This window comes from Flavobacterium sp. ALJ2 (assembly GCF_015594725.1).
In the GTDB taxonomy this organism is placed as follows: Bacteria; Bacteroidota; Bacteroidia; order Flavobacteriales; family Flavobacteriaceae; genus Flavobacterium.
The window spans coordinates 43760-62073 of record NZ_JADNRC010000001.1 but is presented as its reverse complement, the minus strand read 5'-3'; the positions used below and the strand labels follow the sequence as shown (position 1 = coordinate 62073).

At 34.2% G+C, this 18314-nt stretch carries 18 protein-coding genes and 4 tRNA genes; 1 reads left to right on the top strand and 21 read right to left on the bottom strand.

What is annotated here, in order from left to right; translation table 11 throughout:
• Positions 1-48: 48 nt before the first annotated feature.
• The 17 genes from rpoB to IUY40_RS00255 form a co-directional block, all read right to left on the bottom strand.
• Positions 49-3861 (bottom strand): DNA-directed RNA polymerase subunit beta, encoded by a 3813-nt coding sequence (gene rpoB / locus IUY40_RS00335; RefSeq protein WP_195734905.1) that lies wholly within the window; start codon positions 3859-3861, stop codon positions 49-51.
• Positions 3862-4123: 262 nt separating this feature from the next.
• Positions 4124-4495: a 50S ribosomal protein L7/L12 gene (gene rplL, locus IUY40_RS00330; RefSeq protein WP_035619173.1), complete on the bottom strand. Its 372-nt coding sequence runs from the start codon at positions 4493-4495 to the stop codon at positions 4124-4126.
• A 90-nt stretch (positions 4496-4585) separates the two neighbouring features.
• Complete coding sequence (gene rplJ / locus IUY40_RS00325; RefSeq protein WP_195734904.1) at positions 4586-5089, bottom strand: 50S ribosomal protein L10; 504 nt, start codon at positions 5087-5089, stop codon at positions 4586-4588.
• A gap of 22 nt (positions 5090-5111) precedes the next feature.
• Positions 5112-5801 carry a 50S ribosomal protein L1 gene (gene rplA / locus IUY40_RS00320; RefSeq protein ID WP_039111376.1) on the bottom strand — a complete coding sequence of 230 codons (690 nt, stop codon included), beginning with the start codon at positions 5799-5801 and terminating at the stop codon, positions 5112-5114.
• Positions 5802-5814: 13 nt separating this feature from the next.
• The gene (gene rplK, locus IUY40_RS00315) at positions 5815-6252 is read right to left on the bottom strand and encodes a 50S ribosomal protein L11 (RefSeq protein WP_035619182.1); all 438 of its coding nucleotides are present in this window, start codon (positions 6250-6252) and stop codon (positions 5815-5817) included.
• A 67-nt stretch (positions 6253-6319) separates the two neighbouring features.
• The gene (gene nusG, locus IUY40_RS00310) at positions 6320-6871 is read right to left on the bottom strand and encodes a transcription termination/antitermination protein NusG (RefSeq protein ID WP_195734903.1); all 552 of its coding nucleotides are present in this window, start codon (positions 6869-6871) and stop codon (positions 6320-6322) included.
• Positions 6872-6881: 10 nt separating this feature from the next.
• Positions 6882-7079 (bottom strand): preprotein translocase subunit SecE, encoded by a 198-nt coding sequence (gene secE / locus IUY40_RS00305; protein WP_035619188.1) that lies wholly within the window; start codon positions 7077-7079, stop codon positions 6882-6884.
• Between the two features lie 18 nt (positions 7080-7097).
• Positions 7098-7168, bottom strand: a tRNA-Trp gene (locus IUY40_RS00300).
• 62 nt (positions 7169-7230) lie between these two features.
• Positions 7231-8418, bottom strand: coding sequence for an elongation factor Tu (gene tuf / locus IUY40_RS00295; protein ID WP_195734902.1), 1188 nt, complete (start codon positions 8416-8418; stop codon positions 7231-7233).
• A 55-nt stretch (positions 8419-8473) separates the two neighbouring features.
• Positions 8474-8545 (bottom strand) — tRNA-Thr (locus tag IUY40_RS00290).
• A gap of 63 nt (positions 8546-8608) precedes the next feature.
• Positions 8609-8689: transfer RNA gene (locus IUY40_RS00285), tRNA-Tyr, on the bottom strand.
• A gap of 54 nt (positions 8690-8743) precedes the next feature.
• Positions 8744-8817, bottom strand: a tRNA-Thr gene (locus IUY40_RS00280).
• A gap of 90 nt (positions 8818-8907) precedes the next feature.
• Positions 8908-9210, bottom strand: a complete 303-nt coding sequence (gene raiA / locus IUY40_RS00275) for a ribosome-associated translation inhibitor RaiA (RefSeq protein ID WP_195734901.1) — start codon at positions 9208-9210, stop codon at positions 8908-8910.
• Between the two features lie 31 nt (positions 9211-9241).
• Positions 9242-10138 (bottom strand): tyrosine-type recombinase/integrase, encoded by an 897-nt coding sequence (locus IUY40_RS00270; protein WP_195734900.1) that lies wholly within the window; start codon positions 10136-10138, stop codon positions 9242-9244.
• Positions 10139-10295: 157 nt separating this feature from the next.
• The gene (rpsU, locus tag IUY40_RS00265) at positions 10296-10490 is read right to left on the bottom strand and encodes a 30S ribosomal protein S21 (RefSeq protein WP_195734899.1); all 195 of its coding nucleotides are present in this window, start codon (positions 10488-10490) and stop codon (positions 10296-10298) included.
• A 294-nt stretch (positions 10491-10784) separates the two neighbouring features.
• Positions 10785-11927, bottom strand: coding sequence for an acyl-CoA dehydrogenase family protein (locus tag IUY40_RS00260; protein WP_195734898.1), 1143 nt, complete (start codon positions 11925-11927; stop codon positions 10785-10787).
• 10 nt (positions 11928-11937) lie between these two features.
• Positions 11938-12825: a helix-hairpin-helix domain-containing protein gene (locus IUY40_RS00255; protein ID WP_195734897.1), complete on the bottom strand. Its 888-nt coding sequence runs from the start codon at positions 12823-12825 to the stop codon at positions 11938-11940.
• Between the two features lie 238 nt (positions 12826-13063).
• Here IUY40_RS00255 and IUY40_RS00250 point away from each other — a divergent pair, with 238 nt between their 5' ends.
• A complete protein-coding gene (locus IUY40_RS00250) occupies positions 13064-14515 on the top strand; it encodes an amino acid permease (protein ID WP_195734896.1) in 1452 nt (483 codons plus the stop codon).
• 74 nt (positions 14516-14589) lie between these two features.
• On the opposite strand, the gene IUY40_RS00245 is transcribed toward IUY40_RS00250, so the two are convergent.
• From IUY40_RS00245 to IUY40_RS00230, 4 genes are all read right to left on the bottom strand, one after another.
• A complete protein-coding gene (locus tag IUY40_RS00245) occupies positions 14590-14817 on the bottom strand; it encodes a PspC domain-containing protein (RefSeq protein ID WP_129537458.1) in 228 nt (75 codons plus the stop codon).
• Between the two features lie 343 nt (positions 14818-15160).
• Positions 15161-16300 carry a DUF2851 family protein gene (locus tag IUY40_RS00240; RefSeq protein WP_317190883.1) on the bottom strand — a complete coding sequence of 380 codons (1140 nt, stop codon included), beginning with the start codon at positions 16298-16300 and terminating at the stop codon, positions 15161-15163.
• A 59-nt stretch (positions 16301-16359) separates the two neighbouring features.
• On the bottom strand, positions 16360-16842 hold the full coding sequence (locus IUY40_RS00235) for a 3'-5' exonuclease (RefSeq protein ID WP_195734895.1): 483 nt from the start codon (positions 16840-16842) through the stop codon (positions 16360-16362).
• 90 nt (positions 16843-16932) lie between these two features.
• Positions 16933-18294 (bottom strand): pyridoxal-phosphate dependent enzyme, encoded by a 1362-nt coding sequence (locus IUY40_RS00230; protein ID WP_195734894.1) that lies wholly within the window; start codon positions 18292-18294, stop codon positions 16933-16935.
• Positions 18295-18314 lie beyond the last annotated feature (20 nt).

Here is an 18314-nt window from a genome sequence, read left to right as displayed (position 1 = left end):
TTTTCAGTGTTGAACTGAAATACTGAGACTGCGACTGAAAACTTATATTTATTCTTCTAGACGAATATCAAGTCCAAGACCTTTCAATTCGTGCATCAATACATTGAATGATTCTGGTAAACCTGGTTCTGGCATAGACTCTCCCTTAACGATTGCTTCGTAAGTTTTAGCTCTACCGATAACATCATCAGACTTAACAGTCAAGATTTCACGTAGTGTACTTGACGCTCCATAAGCCTCAAGTGCCCAAACCTCCATCTCTCCAAAACGCTGACCTCCAAATTGAGCTTTACCTCCAAGTGGTTGTTGTGTAATCAACGAGTATGGTCCGATAGAACGTGCGTGCATCTTATCATCTACCATGTGTCCTAATTTCAACATGTAGATTACACCTACAGTTGCTCTTTGGTGGAAGCGTTCTCCAGTTCCTCCATCATACAAATAAGTATGACCGAATCTTGGTATTCCCGCTTCGTCAGTCAATTCATTGATTTGATCTAAAGTAGCACCATCAAAAATTGGAGTAGCGAATTTTCTACCTAAATTTTGTCCTGCCCAACCTAAAACCGTTTCATAAATCTGACCAATGTTCATACGAGATGGTACTCCAAGTGGATTCAATACAATATCTACTGGTGTTCCGTCTTCAAGGAAAGGCATATCTTCATGACGAACAATACGTGCAACAATACCTTTGTTACCGTGACGTCCTGCCATTTTATCCCCTACTTTCAACTTACGTTTCTTAGCAATATAAATTTTTGCTAATTTCAAGATTCCAGCTGGTAATTCATCTCCAACAGTAATAGTAAATTTCTCTCTTCTTAAAGATCCTTGTAAGTCATTCAGCTTAATTTTATAGTTATGAATTAAATCATTAACCATTTTATTAGTAGCATCATCCGCAACCCACTGACCTTTACTTAAGTGAGCAAAATCTTCTACAGCATAAAGCATTTTTTGAGTATATTTTTTACCTTTTGGTAAAACTTCTTCACCCAAATCATTCATTACACCTTGAGATGTTTTTCCGTTAACGATCAAGAATAATTTTTCAACCAATTTGTCTTTTAATTCAACAAATTTAGTTTCAAATTCCATTTCCAAAGCGCCTAAAGCATCTTTGTCTTGTGTACGTTTACGTTTATCTTTTACGGCTCTTGCAAATAATTTTTTGTCAAGAACTACACCATGTAAAGAAGGAGAAGCTTTTAATGAAGCATCTTTTACATCACCTGCTTTGTCCCCGAAGATTGCACGAAGCAATTTTTCTTCTGGAGTAGGATCTGATTCTCCTTTTGGAGTAATTTTCCCGATAAGAATGTCGCCAGGTTTAACCTCTGCTCCAATTCTAATCATACCGTTTTCATCTAAATCTTTAGTAGCTTCTTCAGAAACGTTAGGAATATCATTAGTTAACTCTTCGTTACCTAATTTTGTATCTCTAACTTCTAATGAATAATCATCTACGTGAATTGACGTAAAAATATCATCACGAACTACTTTTTCAGAAATTACAATCGCATCCTCAAAGTTATATCCTTTCCATGGCATAAATGCAACTTTTAGGTTACGACCTAAAGCTAATTCTCCATTTTGAGTAGCATATCCTTCTGACAATACTTGACCAAGTGCAACTCTATCACCCTTCTTAACGATTGGTTTCAAGTTGATACTTGTTCCTTGATTGGTTTTTCTAAATTTAATTAGATTATATGTTTTTTCATCAGACTCAAAACTAACCATTCTTTCTTCTTCAGAACGATCGTATTTGATAGTGATGATATTTGCATCAACATATTCTACTGTTCCATCACCTTCAGCATTAATCAATACTCTAGAATCAGACGCAACTTGACGCTCTAAACCTGTTCCTACAATAGGAGCTTCAGGGCGAATCAAAGGTACTGCCTGACGCATCATGTTTGATCCCATCAATGCTCTATTCGCATCATCATGCTCTAAGAAAGGAATCAAAGATGCAGAAATAGAAGCAATTTGATTTGGAGCAACGTCAGTGTAATCTACCTGTGTAGGCTCGATTACAGGGAAATCACCTTCTTGACGTGCAATTACGTTTTCAGCGATAATTTTTCCTGTTGAATCCATTTCGATGTTTGCTTGCGCAATCAACATTCCTTCTTCTTCTTCAGCACTTAAATATACTGGAGTAGTATCAAGATCTACAACACCGTTAGTTACTTTACGGTAAGGAGTTTCGATGAAACCCATTCCGTTAACTTTAGCATAAACACCAAGAGATGAAATCAAACCAATGTTTGGTCCCTCAGGAGTTTCAATTGGACATAAACGTCCGTAATGCGTATAGTGAACGTCACGTACCTCGAAACCAGCTCTTTCTCTAGAAAGTCCACCAGGTCCAAGTGCAGATAATCTTCTTTTGTGCGTAATCTCAGCAAGTGGATTCGTTTGATCCATAAATTGAGACAACTGGTTAGTACCAAAGAAAGAGTTGATAACTGATGATAATGTTTTAGCATTAATCAAATCAATTGGCGTAAACACCTCGTTATCTCTAACGTTCATTCTCTCACGAATAGTTCTCGCCATACGCGCTAAACCAACACCGAATTGTTGTGACAATTGTTCTCCAACTGTTCTAACACGACGGTTTGATAAGTGATCAATATCATCAATCTCTGCTTTAGAGTTAATTAATTCGATCAAATATTTTACAATGGTAATGATATCTTCTTTGGTAAGCACTTGCTTTTCCATTGGGATATCTAAACCAAGTTTTTTGTTCATTCTATAACGACCAACTTCACCTAAGTTATAACGTTGATCAGAGAAGAACAATTTATCTATAATACCACGAGCAGTTTCTTCATCAGGCGGTTCTGCATTACGCAATTGTCTGTAGATGTGCTCAACAGCTTCTTTTTCAGAGTTTGTTGGATCTTTTTGTAATGTATTGTGGATAATAGCATAATCTGCTTGATTATTATCCTCTTTATGTAACAAAATAGATTTAACGTTAGAATCGATGATTTCTTCAACATTATCTTTATCGATAATAGTATCTCTATCAAGGATGATTTCGTTACGTTCGATAGAAACTACCTCACCGGTATCTTCATCAACGAAATCCTCGTGCCAAGTGTTTAGTACACGCGCAGCAAGTCTTCTTCCAATATATTTTTTAATACCTGTTTTAGAAACTTTGATTTCTTCAGCAAGGTCGAAAATTTCAAGGATATCCTTATCTCTTTCGAATCCAATTGCACGGAATAAAGTTGTAACTGGTAATTTTTTCTTTCTATCAATATACGCGTACATTACGCTATTAATATCTGTAGAAAATTCTATCCAAGAACCTTTAAAAGGAATTACTCTGGCAGAATAAAGTTTTGTTCCATTTGCGTGGAATGATTGTCCAAAGAAAACCCCAGGAGAACGGTGTAGTTGAGAAACTACTACACGCTCAGCACCATTGATAACAAAAGTACCGCTTGGAGTCATATAAGGAATTGTACCTAGATAAACATCTTGTACAATAGTTTCAAAATCTTCGTGTTCTGGATCTGTACAATATAGTTTTAACCTAGCTTTTAAAGGCACACTATAAGTAAGACCTCTCTCTATACATTCTTGAATTGTATAACGTGGTGGATCAACAAAATAATCTAGGAACTCCAACACAAAGTTATTTCTTGTATCTGTGATTGGAAAATTTTCCATGAAGGTATTGTATAACCCTTCGTTGCCTCTTTCATCAGATTTAGTTTCTAATTGAAAAAAATCTTTAAATGACTTAACCTGAACATCTAGAAAATCTGGATATACAGGAATATTTTTTGTAGAGGCAAAATTCAATCTTTCAGTCTGATTTGTTATCATCAATGGACAAAATTTTGATTAAAAAAAAGTAATTTTTTGTGTAAAAACACATTGTTTAATCTATACTTTCTTATTATAACCAATACATCTTTAAAAATAAACTGACAAAATCCTGTTTAGTTTTTTTCTTCGTATTGATCAAAAACTTTTTCGTATTTTAAACTATTTGATAATAAAACTTGATATATTTTATTATACGAAAAATGGTTTAGGCCATTGAGATAACTCAAGACCTAAACCTAGTTCTTAAAACTGAGTTGAATTATTTAAGCTCAACAACAGCTCCAGCTTCTTCTAATGATTTTTTAAGACCTTCAGCCTCTTCTTTAGAAACACCTTCTTTAACGTTACTTGGAGCACTATCAACTACATCTTTAGCTTCTTTAAGACCTAAACCTGTAAGTTCTTTTACCAATTTAACTACAGCTAATTTAGAAGCACCAGCTTCTTTTAATACAACTGTAAATTCAGTTTGTGCTTCTTCAGCAGCACCACCATCACCTCCAGCAGCAACTACAACAGCTGCAGCAGCAGGCTCGATACCGTACTCGTCTTTTAATATTGTTGCTAATTCGTTAACTTCTTTAACTGTTAGGTTAACTAATTGTTCTGCGAATTGTTTCAAATCTGCCATTTTTTCTATCGTTTAAAATGATTTGTAAAATATAATTATTTATTGTGCGCTAATTAAGCAGCAAGGAAATAAAATTCCCCGCATTTGTTATTATGCTTCTGTTTCTTCTTCGCTGTTTGCGAATTTGTTTTGTAAAGCAGAGATAACTCTTTGAGCCGGAGATTGAAGTAATCCAATAAGTTCTCCAAGAAGCTCTTCTTTAGATTTGATAGTTGCTAATGCCTCTAATTGATCATCTCCAATGTAAACTTCTGAATTAATATATGCCCCTTTTAAAACTGGTTTATCAGATTTCTTACGGAAATCTTTGATAATTTTTCCAGGTGCATTTGCAATATCTGAAATAAATATAGCACTATTACCTGTCAATACTGATGGTAAATCTCCATAGTCATTAGCAGAAGCTTCCATTGCTTTTGCAAGCAAAGTATTTTTAACAACCTCTAATTTAACACCTGCTTTAAAGCAAGCTCTTCTCAAGTTTGAAGTTGTTTCTGCGTTTAATCCAGAAATATCAGATACATAAATAATATTTGTACCAGCTAACTGTGCAGTTAAATCTTCAATCGCGATTGATTTTTCTTCTCTAGTCATACTAAAAATTATTAACTACCAATTATACTGCTTTTGGGTCCAATGCAATTGCAGGACTCATAGTGCTTGTAAGGTGAATACCTTTAATATAGGTACCTTTAGCAGCAGTTGGTTTAAGTTTGATTAATGTTTGAATAATTTCGTGTGCGTTATCATAAATTTGTTCAGCTCCAAAAGAAACTTTTCCAATTCCTGCGTGCACAATACCAGTTTTATCAACTTTAAAGTCAATTTTACCAGCTTTAACCTCTTGAACAGCTTTTGCAACATCCATAGTTACAGTACCTGTTTTAGGGTTTGGCATTAAACCTCTAGGTCCTAAAATACGACCTAATGGACCTAATTTACCCATTACAGCTGGCATAGTGATGATAACATCTACATCCGTCCAACCGTCTTTTATTTTTTGTAAATAATCATCAAGACCTACATAGTCTGCTCCTGCTGCTAAAGCTTCCGCTTCTTTGTCTGGAGTAACTAATGCTAATACTTTTACATCTTTTCCTGTTCCGTGTGGTAATGTTACTACACCTCTAACCATTTGATTCGCTTTTCTTGGATCTACACCCAAACGCACTGCGATATCAACAGACTCATCAAATTTTGCAGAAGCTATAACTTTGATTAATGCAGCTGCATCTTTCAAAGAGTATAGTTTGTTCTTTTCAATTTTTGAAGCAGCCTCTTTTTGCTTTTTTGTCAATTTTGCCATGTCTTTCTCTTAATTAAAAAGGAGAATCTCCTGATACAGTTATACCCATAGATCTAGCTGTTCCAGCGACCATACTCATTGCAGACTCCATAGTGAATGCATTTAAGTCTGGCATCTTGTCTTCAGCAATAGCTCTAATTTGTTCCCAAGTAACACTAGCTACTTTTTTACGATTAGGCTCTCCTGAACCAGATTTTAGCTTTGCAGCTTCCATTAACTGAACTGCTGCTGGAGGAGTTTTTACAACAAAATCAAATGATTTGTCTTTATACACAGTAATTTGTACTGGGCATATTTTGCCAGGTTTATCTTGTGTTCTAGCATTAAATTGCTTACAGAACTCCATGATATTAACCCCAGCAGCTCCTAAAGCAGGTCCAACCGGTGGCGACGGATTCGCAGCACCTCCCTTAACTTGTAGTTTAACTACCTTACTAATTTCTTTAGCCATTTTTTAAAAAATTTAACACTGCAATTATTGGAAGCAATTGTAGTGGTTATTATAGATGTAACAAAAATTATACTTTTTCTACTTGCATAAAACTTAACTCTAATGGTGTTTTTCTTCCAAAAATCTTAACCATTACTTCTAGTTTACGCTTTTCGTCATTGATTTTTTCAACCGTTCCATTGAATCCGTTGAAAGGTCCATCAATTACCTTAATAGTTTCTCCTAAGTTAAAAGGAATAGAACGTGTATCTGTATTTACAGCCAGTTCATCAACCTTACCTAACATTCTATTTACCTCAGATAATCTAAGCGGAACAGGCTCACCACCTTTAATTTCGCCTAAAAAACCAATTACACTAGTTATCGATTTAATAATATGAGGTATTTCACCAACTAAATTGGCTTCGATCATAACATACCCAGGGAAATATACTTTATCCTTAGCTATTTTTTTACCCTCTTTCACCGTTACCACTTTTTCTGTAGGAACTAAAACTTGGGAAACATAATCACCCATACCTAATCTGGCAATTTCAGTTTCGATGTAAGCTTTTACTTTATTCTCTTGTCCACTTACTGCTCGAACTACATACCACTTTTTCACATTATTATCTGCCATTACAAAAAAATTACGCTTTTATCCAATTAAAAAATCCAGCCAATGCTTTTGCAAAAAATTCATCTACTCCCCAAGTTGCCAAAGCGAATAATACTGAAAATACAGCTACTACAATTGTCAATCGTTGCACTTCTGCCCATGCTGGCCAAGTTACATTTGACTTCAATTCCTCGAATGCTTCTGATATGTAATTAACAACTTTTGTCATGAGATATATTTATTATTGCACGGGCGGAGGGATTCGAACCCCCATCAACGGTTTTGGAGACCGCTATTCTACCCTTGAACTACGCCCGTAATTAAAGCCAGTGACCTCAGTTAAGAAAGTCAACTGGCTTTTATAGTTTTATTTTATAGGATTATCCTACGATTTCAGTTACCTGACCTGCTCCAACTGTTCTACCACCTTCACGGATAGCGAAACGTAAACCTACGCTCATTGCGATTGGGCTTAATAAAGAAACATTAATAGTCAAGTTATCTCCTGGCATTACCATCTCTACTCCTTCTGGTAAAGTAATAACTCCTGTTACGTCAGTTGTACGTACGTAGAACTGTGGACGGTAGTTATTATGGAATGGAGTATGACGTCCACCTTCTTCTTTTTTCAAGATATAAACCTCTGCTTTAAAAGTAGCGTGTGGTTTTACTGATCCTGGCTTAATGATAACCATTCCTCTTTTGATAGATTCTTTATCAACACCTCTTAACAATAAACCTACGTTATCTCCAGCTTCTCCTCTATCAAGGATTTTACGGAACATCTCAACTCCTGTAATAGTAGAAGTTAATTTATCAGCTCCCATACCAATGATTTCAACAGCATCTCCTGTATTAGCAATACCAGTTTCGATACGACCTGTAGCAACAGTTCCACGTCCTGTAATTGTAAATACATCTTCAACTGGCATCAAGAATGGTTTAGCAACGTCACGTACTGGCTCTTCAATCCAAGCATCAACAGCTTCCATTAATTCAAGAATTTTAGGAACCCAAACAGGATCATTATTCAATCCTCCTAAAGCTGAACCTTGAATAACAGGACCATTATCTCCATCATATTCGTAGAAAGATAATAAATCTCTAATTTCCATTTCAACAAGCTCTAACAACTCAGCATCATCAACCATATCCACTTTGTTCATAAAAACAACGATTCTTGGAATACCAACCTGACGTCCTAAAAGGATATGCTCACGTGTTTGTGGCATTGGACCATCTGTAGCAGCAACTACTAAGATAGCTCCATCCATTTGAGCTGCTCCAGTAACCATGTTCTTTACGTAATCCGCGTGACCTGGACAGTCAACGTGAGCGTAATGACGATTAGCTGTTTCATACTCTACGTGTGAAGTATTAATTGTAATACCTCTTTCTTTCTCCTCTGGAGCGTTATCGATTTGATCAAACGATCTAGCTTGACAGTAACCTGCATCAGACAATACTTTAGTAATTGCTGCAGTTAATGTAGTTTTTCCGTGATCCACGTGTCCAATTGTACCTATGTTTAAGTGCGGTTTGGAACGATTAAAATTCTCCTTTGCCATTTTACTTAATTTTTAATCTTAGTTATATATTAATTTTCAATTTTCTACTTACTTGAGCCAATGTCGGGAATTGAACCCGAGACCTCTTCCTTACCAAGGAAGCACTCTACCCCTGAGCTACATCGGCAGAGAATTCTAAATTTCAGATTTTAAAAATCCAAAAAACATAATCTTAACTTCTTCTTTTTTGTGGGGAGAGCAGGATTCGAACCTGCGAAGTTCACACAGCAGATTTACAGTCTGCCCTCGTTGGCCGCTTGAGTATCTCCCCCTTTTTTTATCAATAATTACATGAACAATTTCAAATCGCATTTGAACTATCTTGAGCCGGCGGAGGGACTCGAACCCACGACCTGCTGATTACAAATCAGCTGCTCTAGCCAACTGAGCTACGCTGGCAATTTCAATAAAAAAAGTCCGCTATTTCTAACGGACTGCAAATGTAGCTATTTTATCTTTGAATCAAAACATTTTTTAAAAAAAATTACATTAAATATGCGTTCTTATCTTTTCTTTCCTCTTAACTAACAATCTCTCTATGGATTCTGCCGAAAGCTCAACAGCCTCTTCAAAGGTTTTGCACTGCTTTTTTACCAAGAAATCATCACCCGGGACGTTAATTTTTATCTCGGCAATTTTATTCTCCTTGTCACTAGTTTTTTCTACTTTCAAAAAAACATCTACCGATACCACCCTGTCATAATACTTTTCCAACTTATCCATTCTCTCTTGAACGAAATCTACCAATTTTCTGTCAACAGCAAAGTTAACTGCATTAATACTTACCTTCATAATAGTTATTTTAGAATTAAACATTTTAGAATTACTTTTTATTTCTAGGATGGGCATCAGCATACACTTTTTTAAGAGCCGCTAAACTACTATGCGTATATACCTGTGTAGATGCCAAACTTGAATGTCCTAATAATTCCTTTACTGAATTTAAATCAGCCCCGTTATTTAATAAATGAGTCGCAAATGTATGCCGGAGAACATGAGGACTTTTTTTTACCTTTTCAGAGACTTTACTAAAGTATGAATTTATTAATCGATACACAAAGGTTTCATTCAATTTTAACCCTTTTTTAGTAATAAAAAAATACTCCTTATCAACTATACCCTCAACACTTTCACGTTCTTTCATGTACAACGAAAACTGCTTAACAATAACTGGCAGAACAGGAATAATACGTTCTTTATTACGCTTCCCTAACACCTTAATCGTATTAGCAGACGAATCAACATTAATCCGAAGCAATCCTATCAATTCTGCCCTTCGAATTCCTGTTGTATAAAACAAATCAATTATCAATTTATCCCGAATTCCCTCAAATCCCTCTGAATCTCCTATCCGATCCATCAAATCTATCAATTCCTTTTCAGAAAACGGGATCTGCACTACCTTGGGGGTTTTTAACGCCCTATGCTTCTGCATCGGACTAACCTCTATTTGTTTAGTCTTTAATAAAAACCTATAAAATGCCTTTAAAGATGCCATTTTACGATTAACCGAAACGTTAGATATATTAGCATCCACTAGCGAAACCACCCATGATCTAATTTGGCTATAATTCACCTGATCAATATTTTCCTGATCAAAATGCAATTTGTTAAATGACTCAAAAGAAACAATGTCATTCATATAAGCACCCAGAGTATGCGAAGAATACTTTTTCTCCAACTGAAGATATTCCTGAAATGCCTGCTTATTTGTTTTCACTTTTACCCTCTATTTATTTCACTAAAGAACACCACCTCATCCCTTCTTTACGGTTCTACATCCCAAATCGTTTCGATTTTATAAAATAAAAAAACCGTTAGCATCAAAGTTATAAAATTTTGATGACTAACGGCATTTATTTGAATATAGATTTTATCTAACCCTCCAAGTTGTCTTTCATGTTTTGAATGTAAGCAGCTTTTTGAATTTTGATTCTATTTTTTACAGATGGCTTAATAAAAGCAGTACGTGCTCTTAACTGACGAACAGTTCCTGTTTTATCAAATTTTCTTTTATAGCGCTTTAATGCTCTATCGATATTTTCTCCGTCTTTAATTGGTATAATTAACATAATATTGACACCCCCTTTCGTTAAGTGTGCAAAAGTAAACATTTATTCCAATCACACACCATAAACTACAGATTATTTTTTCATTACACTTATGATAAGAATTCAATACCGGTGTCCTTAAGTCAATTCACTCATTAATACTTAAAGACTGCGTGAGGGATTGAAGCGAAAATCCTTATTGTTCTTTCTTTAAGAACAATAAGATTATAGCAGAAAGCCCGTCCACAAAAAAAGCAGCCACTCAACGCAAAACCTAGTGGCTGCTTTTTTTGTGGGCACGCCCTTATTATGCAACTAGTCTTTTAAGATGTTTCTTGAGATAACCACTTTCTGAATTTCTGTAGTTCCCTCACCTATAGTACACAACTTAGAATCTCGGTAGAACTTCTCTACCGGAAAATCTTTTGTATATCCGTATCCTCCATGAATTTGAACTGCTTCATTTGCTACTTTCACACATACCTCTGAGGCATACATTTTTGCCATTGCTCCCATTGTAGTTACTGGCTTATGCTGTTGCTTTAAAAATGCTGCCTTATGTAATAATAATTCCGAAGCCTCAATTTCTGTTGCCATATCTGCCAACTTAAACGAAATTCCTTGAAAACTACTAATTGGCTGTCCGAATTGATATCTTTCTTTTGAGTATTTTAATGCTGCTTCATAAGCTCCTTTAGCAATCCCAAGAGACAGCGCTCCTATTGAGATTCTCCCTCCGTCTAATATTTTCATAGATTGAATAAAACCCTCTCCTACATTTCCTAAACGATTTGCATCGGGAATTCGGCAGTTATCAAAAACCAATTCAGCTGTTTCACTCGCACGCATTCCTAATTTATTCTCTTTTTTCCCAGATGTAAATCCCGGCATTCCTTTTTCGAATACAAAAGCTGTCATCCCTCGTGAGTCTCCTTTTTCTCCTGTGCGTACAATTACCACAGCAATATCACCAGATTTAGCATGTGTAATAAAATTCTTCGCTCCATTTACAACCCAATGGTCTCCATCTTTTACTGCTGTTGTATTCATTCCTCCCGCATCGGATCCTGTATTATGTTCCGTTAACCCCCATGCACCAATATGCTCTGCTGTTGCTAGTTTAGGTAGCCATTTTTTCTTTTGCTCCTCGTTACCAAAAGTCAAAATATGATTTGTACATAATGAATTATGAGCAGCAACTGACAGCCCAATTGAAGGGTCAACTTTTGAAATTTCTTCAATAATTGTTATATATTCATGATAACCTAGTCCCGACCCCCCATATTCTTCTGGAACCAAAACCCCCATAAACCCCATTGCTCCTAATTCTTTGAATAACGGAATTGGAAATGTTTGTGCTTCATCCCACTCCATTATATAGGGACGGATATTTTTTTCAGCAAATTCTCTTATGGACTGAGCAATCATTGATTGCGTTTCGTTATAATCAAAATTCATTAGTATCTTTTTAGAACTCCAAATATAAACCAATTATTTTTGCTTTTTCAACAGGAAAGCCCTTAATTTTTATCAAATCCTCAATATTATTTATATTTCCGTTCATACTTCGATAGGTGACGATCTGTTTTGCCAATGTATGTCGAAAATACGGAAAGCTTGAAAGCTCTTTTAAAGAAGCATCATTTATAGCTATTTTTTTAAAAGAAGTAAGTTCTGAAATTTTAAAATGATTATTTAAGTTCAAAATAACTTCAGGCGAAAGCCCCCAAACATCTTTAAGTTGCTCCATCGAAACAAAATACCCTAAACGTTCTTTCTGCTTTAAAATCCGTAGAGAAAGAGCTTCCCCTATTCCCGAAACTTTAATTAAATCCTCTTGAGTGGCTTGATTGATATCGATTAATATATTTTTCTCTTTTTTAACGAATATCTTCTGATTTGAATAATTTTTATATTCCTTTTTATCTTTCTTATTAGCTGTCCAGTCAGGAAATTTAAAATACGGAGCAATACTACCTAACAAGGAGTCTGAAATCTTTGTTACTTCCTGAAACTCCTTCGGAGAGTTGACATATTTATTCTCTTTTCTAAAAACTAACAATCTATCAATTTCCTCTACTGTCATACCCAACTTATACCCTTTGTAATCTGTAATAAAATTAGGATTGAATAAATATTTTTTCTCTTCTTTACTATCGCTACCATTTTTAATTGAATCTATCTCGCTCTGTAAAGACATCCATCTTTCTTTGTCTGGAAAAAATTGTGATGACGAACTAAAATCAGCAAAAAAATAAACCAACTGTAAAACAATAATTATTATAAAAAGAAAAAAAATACCAATTCTTTGTTCTCTACTAAATTTAAAATAAGGAGCTATTTTTCTAAAATCCATCTTTGACTAAAACTTAATTTAATTTGAAATTGTAAATTAAGTCAAAAAAATGCAGTTTTAATAGGTTTTTACTTAAAAAAAACAATAAAAACAACTACTATTATCAAGTAAAAAAGCAAGACAAACCAATAATTATCCATAAAATTAATTATTTCACAACATAAAATGCACTAATTGTTTTTATTTTTTGTAAAAAACAATACATTTGGAGCTTAATAACAATTAACCAAAATAGTATATGTCAATTTGGAAAACTAAACCACTATCGGTATTGCTTAATGAAGCTTCCGAATCTGAAAGAGGCTTAAAAAGAACTTTATCTTCCCGCTCTTTAGTAGCTCTAGGAGTAGGCGCAATTATTGGAGCCGGATTATTTTCATTAACTGGAATTGCAGCAGCCGAGCATGCTGGACCAGCAGTTACATTGTCCTTTATTCTAGCTGCTATAGGGTGTGCTTTTGCGGGTCTTTGCTATGCAGAATTCGCTTCTATGATACCTGTAGCTGGTAGTGCTTATACATACTCCTATGCTACAATGGGTGAATTTATGGCTTGGATAATTGGATGGGATTTAGTTTTAGAATATGCATTAGGAGCCGCAACAGTAGGCGTAAGTTGGTCCCGTTATTTACTTGAATTGCTTAATAAATACAATATTCACCTTCCTCATAATTTAATTTGTTCTCCCTGGGAGACATTAAAATTAAGTGACGGAACTGTAATTGAAGGTGGTATTATCAACCTTCCAGCTATTATCATCGTTTCTTTACTTTCTTTATTATTAATAAGAGGAACTAGGGAATCTGCATCTATAAATAATTTTTTAGTTGTTCTAAAAGTTGCTGTTGTAATTGTTTTTATCGTATTAGGATGGGGCTTTATTGACACAGCAAACTATACTCCATACATTCCTAAAAACACAGGTGTTTTTGGCGAATTTGGCTGGTCTGGTATTGCTGCTGGAGCTGGAACTGTATTTTTTGCCTTCATTGGTTTTGATGCTGTTTCTACCGCTGCACAAGAAGCAAAAAACCCTCAAAAGGGAATGCCTATTGGAATTTTAGGTTCTTTGATAATCTGTACTATATTATACGTTTTATTTGCTCACGTAATGACTGGTCTTGTACCATATTATGAATTTGCTGGCGATGCTAAACCTGCTGCAACTGCCTTTGCCAAAACTGGATATACATTTTTACAAACTGGTTTAATTATAGCTATTCTAGCTGGGTACACATCTGTAATGCTAGTAATGCTAATGGGACAAAGCCGTGTATTTTATACTATGAGTAAAGACGGATTATTACCTAAATTTTTTAGCGAAATTCATTCTAAGTTTCGTACTCCTTGGAAAACTAATATTTTCTTTTTAGTTTTTGTGAGTCTATTTGCAGGGTTTGTTCCTGTAAGTGATTTAGGCCATATGGTTAGTATTGGTACCTTATTAGCGTTTGTATTAGTATGTATTGGTGTTATGGTAATGCGTAAAAAAATGCCAGATGCTCCAAGATCTTTCAGAACTCCATTAGTTCCTTTTGTTCCTATTGCTGGAATTATAATTTGCCTTGCATTAATGTACTCTCTACCAAATGAAAGCTGGATAAGATTAGTTATTTGGATGGCACTAGGTGTTGTTATTTACTTTACTTATGGAAAGAAAAATAGCAAATTAAACAATCCTGAAAAATAACATATCACAATATTAAGAAGGGATTATAAAGTATTAGTTACTTTATAATCCCTTTTTTTATGGAATGAAATGAGTTATAAATCAAAAACAGAAGTTCTTTTAGCACGAACTAAATCTTTTAGTCTAATCCAGAATGCCAATGTCAGATATACCCCAAACCATAGTCCAGCTGTAACAAAAGATATATATATAAAAAACAAACGAACACTTGTAACTCTCATTCCTAACCTATCGGCTAATCTGGAAGAAACATGAAAGCCGTATTTTTCAAAAAAGAATTTAAGTTTAATAATTGCTGACATACATTTAAGATGATAGATGATATGCAAAAATACAAAATTAACTAAGTAAGTCTAAAGTTTAAAAGTTATAAAGCCAAAAGAATTAGCAATAGCTAAAAATTAACATATTCTTCCTTGCTATCTAATTCCAATAGCTATTAGGATAAAATATGATGCTATACTGAACTGAGATTATTATTTAATTACTCCATTTTATAATTCTTGATTTCTCTATTAACTCTTTAGCAATTCCATTCCAACAACACAATCAAGACATCTATTTTTATTACAATATTCATTCTTTAGCTGTAATAAAGATTGCGTCTCTAATGCATTTTTCGCATTAATTTTGAACATCTTAAACTTATCGATAATAGAGTTTTTTTTCTGGTTTAATTTGATTTAAAAGTATTATTAAATCCTCTGAAATAGAATATCCTTGCTTTTTAGCATAGGCAAACTTTATTGGAATAATTGTATTTATGATAAGTAAATCAACAAAAGAATGAACTGTTTTCTTAGATTTAAAAGGACTTTCTTTGTCAAACTGGTAGTGATTTTGCCAATATGGAGCTACCGAAACCAATAGCAAATCATAAATTTCATGGACTGCCTTTAAATCTATTATCTTAGAAAACAAATTTTGATATTTATGATATAAATTAGCCAATTGAGAAAGACGAATTGTTGGGAAATTATCCGGCCGATGTTTAAAAAACTGCATTGGCTCTACATATGCTCTTTCTAATTGATATTTATTCAAAAGATAAAAATACCTAATTTTTAAATCTTTAAAGTAATTATCTTCTTTGTCTACATCTAATAGTCCTGCATTTCCAAAGAGTAATGCTTCAAGATTCTCAACTTCAAAACTTTCCTTCCTAATTATACTAAACGGGATGGATTGTGCTAATTGAAAAAAAGAATTTCCATTTGTATTTAAACCAAAATTTTTAGCTAGGAAACTAAATAAAACTGCTTCCCAATCGTTATTTGTCATTTCTAACAAATCATAAATAGGTTGTGATTTACGCTCAAATCGTTCAAAAAAAAGTCGTTCCTGCCAATTTATGAATAAAAACGGATCAACATCTTTGATTTCTTTTTCACAAAAAATCCAAGACTTAGGAGTAATTAAGGTTTTATAATTTTCAATAATTTCTTCTGAAACATAATCTTTTAAAATCAAAACAGGCACCTCTGAGTTATTTTGACTAAAAATTTCACAATCATGTTCCCAAACAACATGCAAAACTACACTCTCATAAGCTTTATCGTTTTCATGATTATGCAAATACCAATCTGAAGATTTTAAATGAATCTCTATGTTTCCAGCCCATTTTTGATTTCCGATTATTATTTGAGCATTAAAAAAATCTGGCCCTGCCAATTCTAAATACTGGCCTACGTTGATAATTATAAGCTCCTCATTATTAAAAGTTTTTAAATTTAAAGTATCAAACTTTTTATATTTCCATAGGTAATGCAAAAAATCTTCTTTCATTATTTAGTCATTTAAGAGATCACCTAAGGTAATTCAAAAAACTTATAAATGAAAGAAAATTACTTCAATAAGTACAATTTAGCACATGCCCTCGCATCTGATAATGCTTCGTGATGATTGAGCTGAATTCTCATTTCACGACAGCAATCACTTAATTTAGTAGGCTTTAAGCCTCTTGCTTTATATATCTTAACAGTACATTCCCAACGCAAAGCAATGTTTAAATCATCATAATTTAAACCATGTAGCGCCATCGATTTCATCAAAACATTGCGATCAAAACTCTCATTATGAGCAACAACGGTTCTGTTTTCTAGACGTTTTTTTATCTCTGGATATACTTGAGCAAAGGTTTTGGCATTTATCGTATCGCGGGGATAAATACCATGTACTCTAATTGTAAACGGTGAGTATTCATTATTAGGTGGCTTGATTAAAGTAACAAACTCATCTACAATTACACCATTCTCTACTGTAACAATACCTACTGAACATGGGTGGTGCCCTATGGCAGTTTCAAAATCTATAGCAGTAAAAGTCATTATCGATGTTTTTTACAAGCTAAAAATGCCACAAATTCAGCGAGAATTCTCGTTAGATTTGTGGCTATTTAAATTGTGTGAATTATTATTTTATTTTATCGAACCAATAATATCATATTTTGTTATTATATGATGGTTTCCATTTCCTAAATCTACTAAAACTGCATCATTTTCTTTTGTAAAAAGTTTTGAAACTTCCTCTATTGGTGTCCCTAATTTTACAATAGGAAAAGGCTTCCCCATTACTTCTTTAATTGGTTTTTCGGCTACATTCTTGTCTGCTACGTAACTTCTAAACAAATCTGTTTCATCAACTGAACCTACAAATCCAGTAATATCGACTACTGGAATTTGTGAGATCTTATATTTACGCATTCTTTCAATTGCATGCGAAACCAATTCTTCTGTTCGCACAACGATCAATTTTTTATCGATATGATCTTTTATAACATCTTCTGCTTTAGTGATGTTTTCTTCCAGAAAACCACGTTCACGCATCCAATCATCATTAAACATCTTACCTACGTAACGACTGCCTGAATCATGAAACAACACAACTACTACATCGTCTTTTGTGAAATGTTCTTTTAACTGCAATAATCCTTTTATACAAGCTCCTGCTGAGTTCCCTACAAAAATCCCTTCCTCGAGTGCAATTTTTCTGGTATAAACTGCAGCATCTTTATCTGTTACTTTTGTAAATCCATTTATCAGTGAGAAATCAACATTTTTTGGTAAAATATCTTCTCCAATTCCCTCAGTGATATAGGAGTAAATTTCATTTTCATCAAAAATACCTGTTTCATGGTATTTTTTAAAAACCGACCCATAGGTATCTATTCCCCAAATTTTAATATTCGGATTTTTTTCTTTTAAGTATTTTGCAACTCCTGATATAGTTCCTCCTGTACCTACCCCAACGACAAAGTGTGTTATTTTACCTTCTGTTTGTTCCCAAATTTCTGGCCCTGTTTGCTCATAATGCGCCAATGCATTTGATGGATTATCGTATTGGTTTACGTACCATGAATTTGGAGTCTCCTCAGCCAATCGTTTCGAAACTGAATAATAGGAACGAGGGTCTGTTGGCTCCACATCTGTTGGACAAACGACTACCTTTGCACCTACTGCGCGTAAGATATCCATTTTCTCCTTTGATTGCTTATCCGAAATTACACAAATAAGTTTGTATCCTTTTATAATAGCAACCAATGCTAATCCCATTCCGGTGTTTCCAGATGTCCCTTCGATAATAGTTCCTCCAGGCTTTAAACGCCCATCTGCTTCAGCATCTTCTACCATTTTTACTGCCATTCTATCCTTAACAGAATTTCCTGGATTAAATGTTTCAACTTTTGCCAAAACTAATGCGTCAATTTCGGCAACGATTTTGTTAAGTTTAACTAAAGGTGTATTGCCAATTGTTTCTAAAATATTTTTTGAGTACTTCATTGTATTAAGTTTGGAAATTA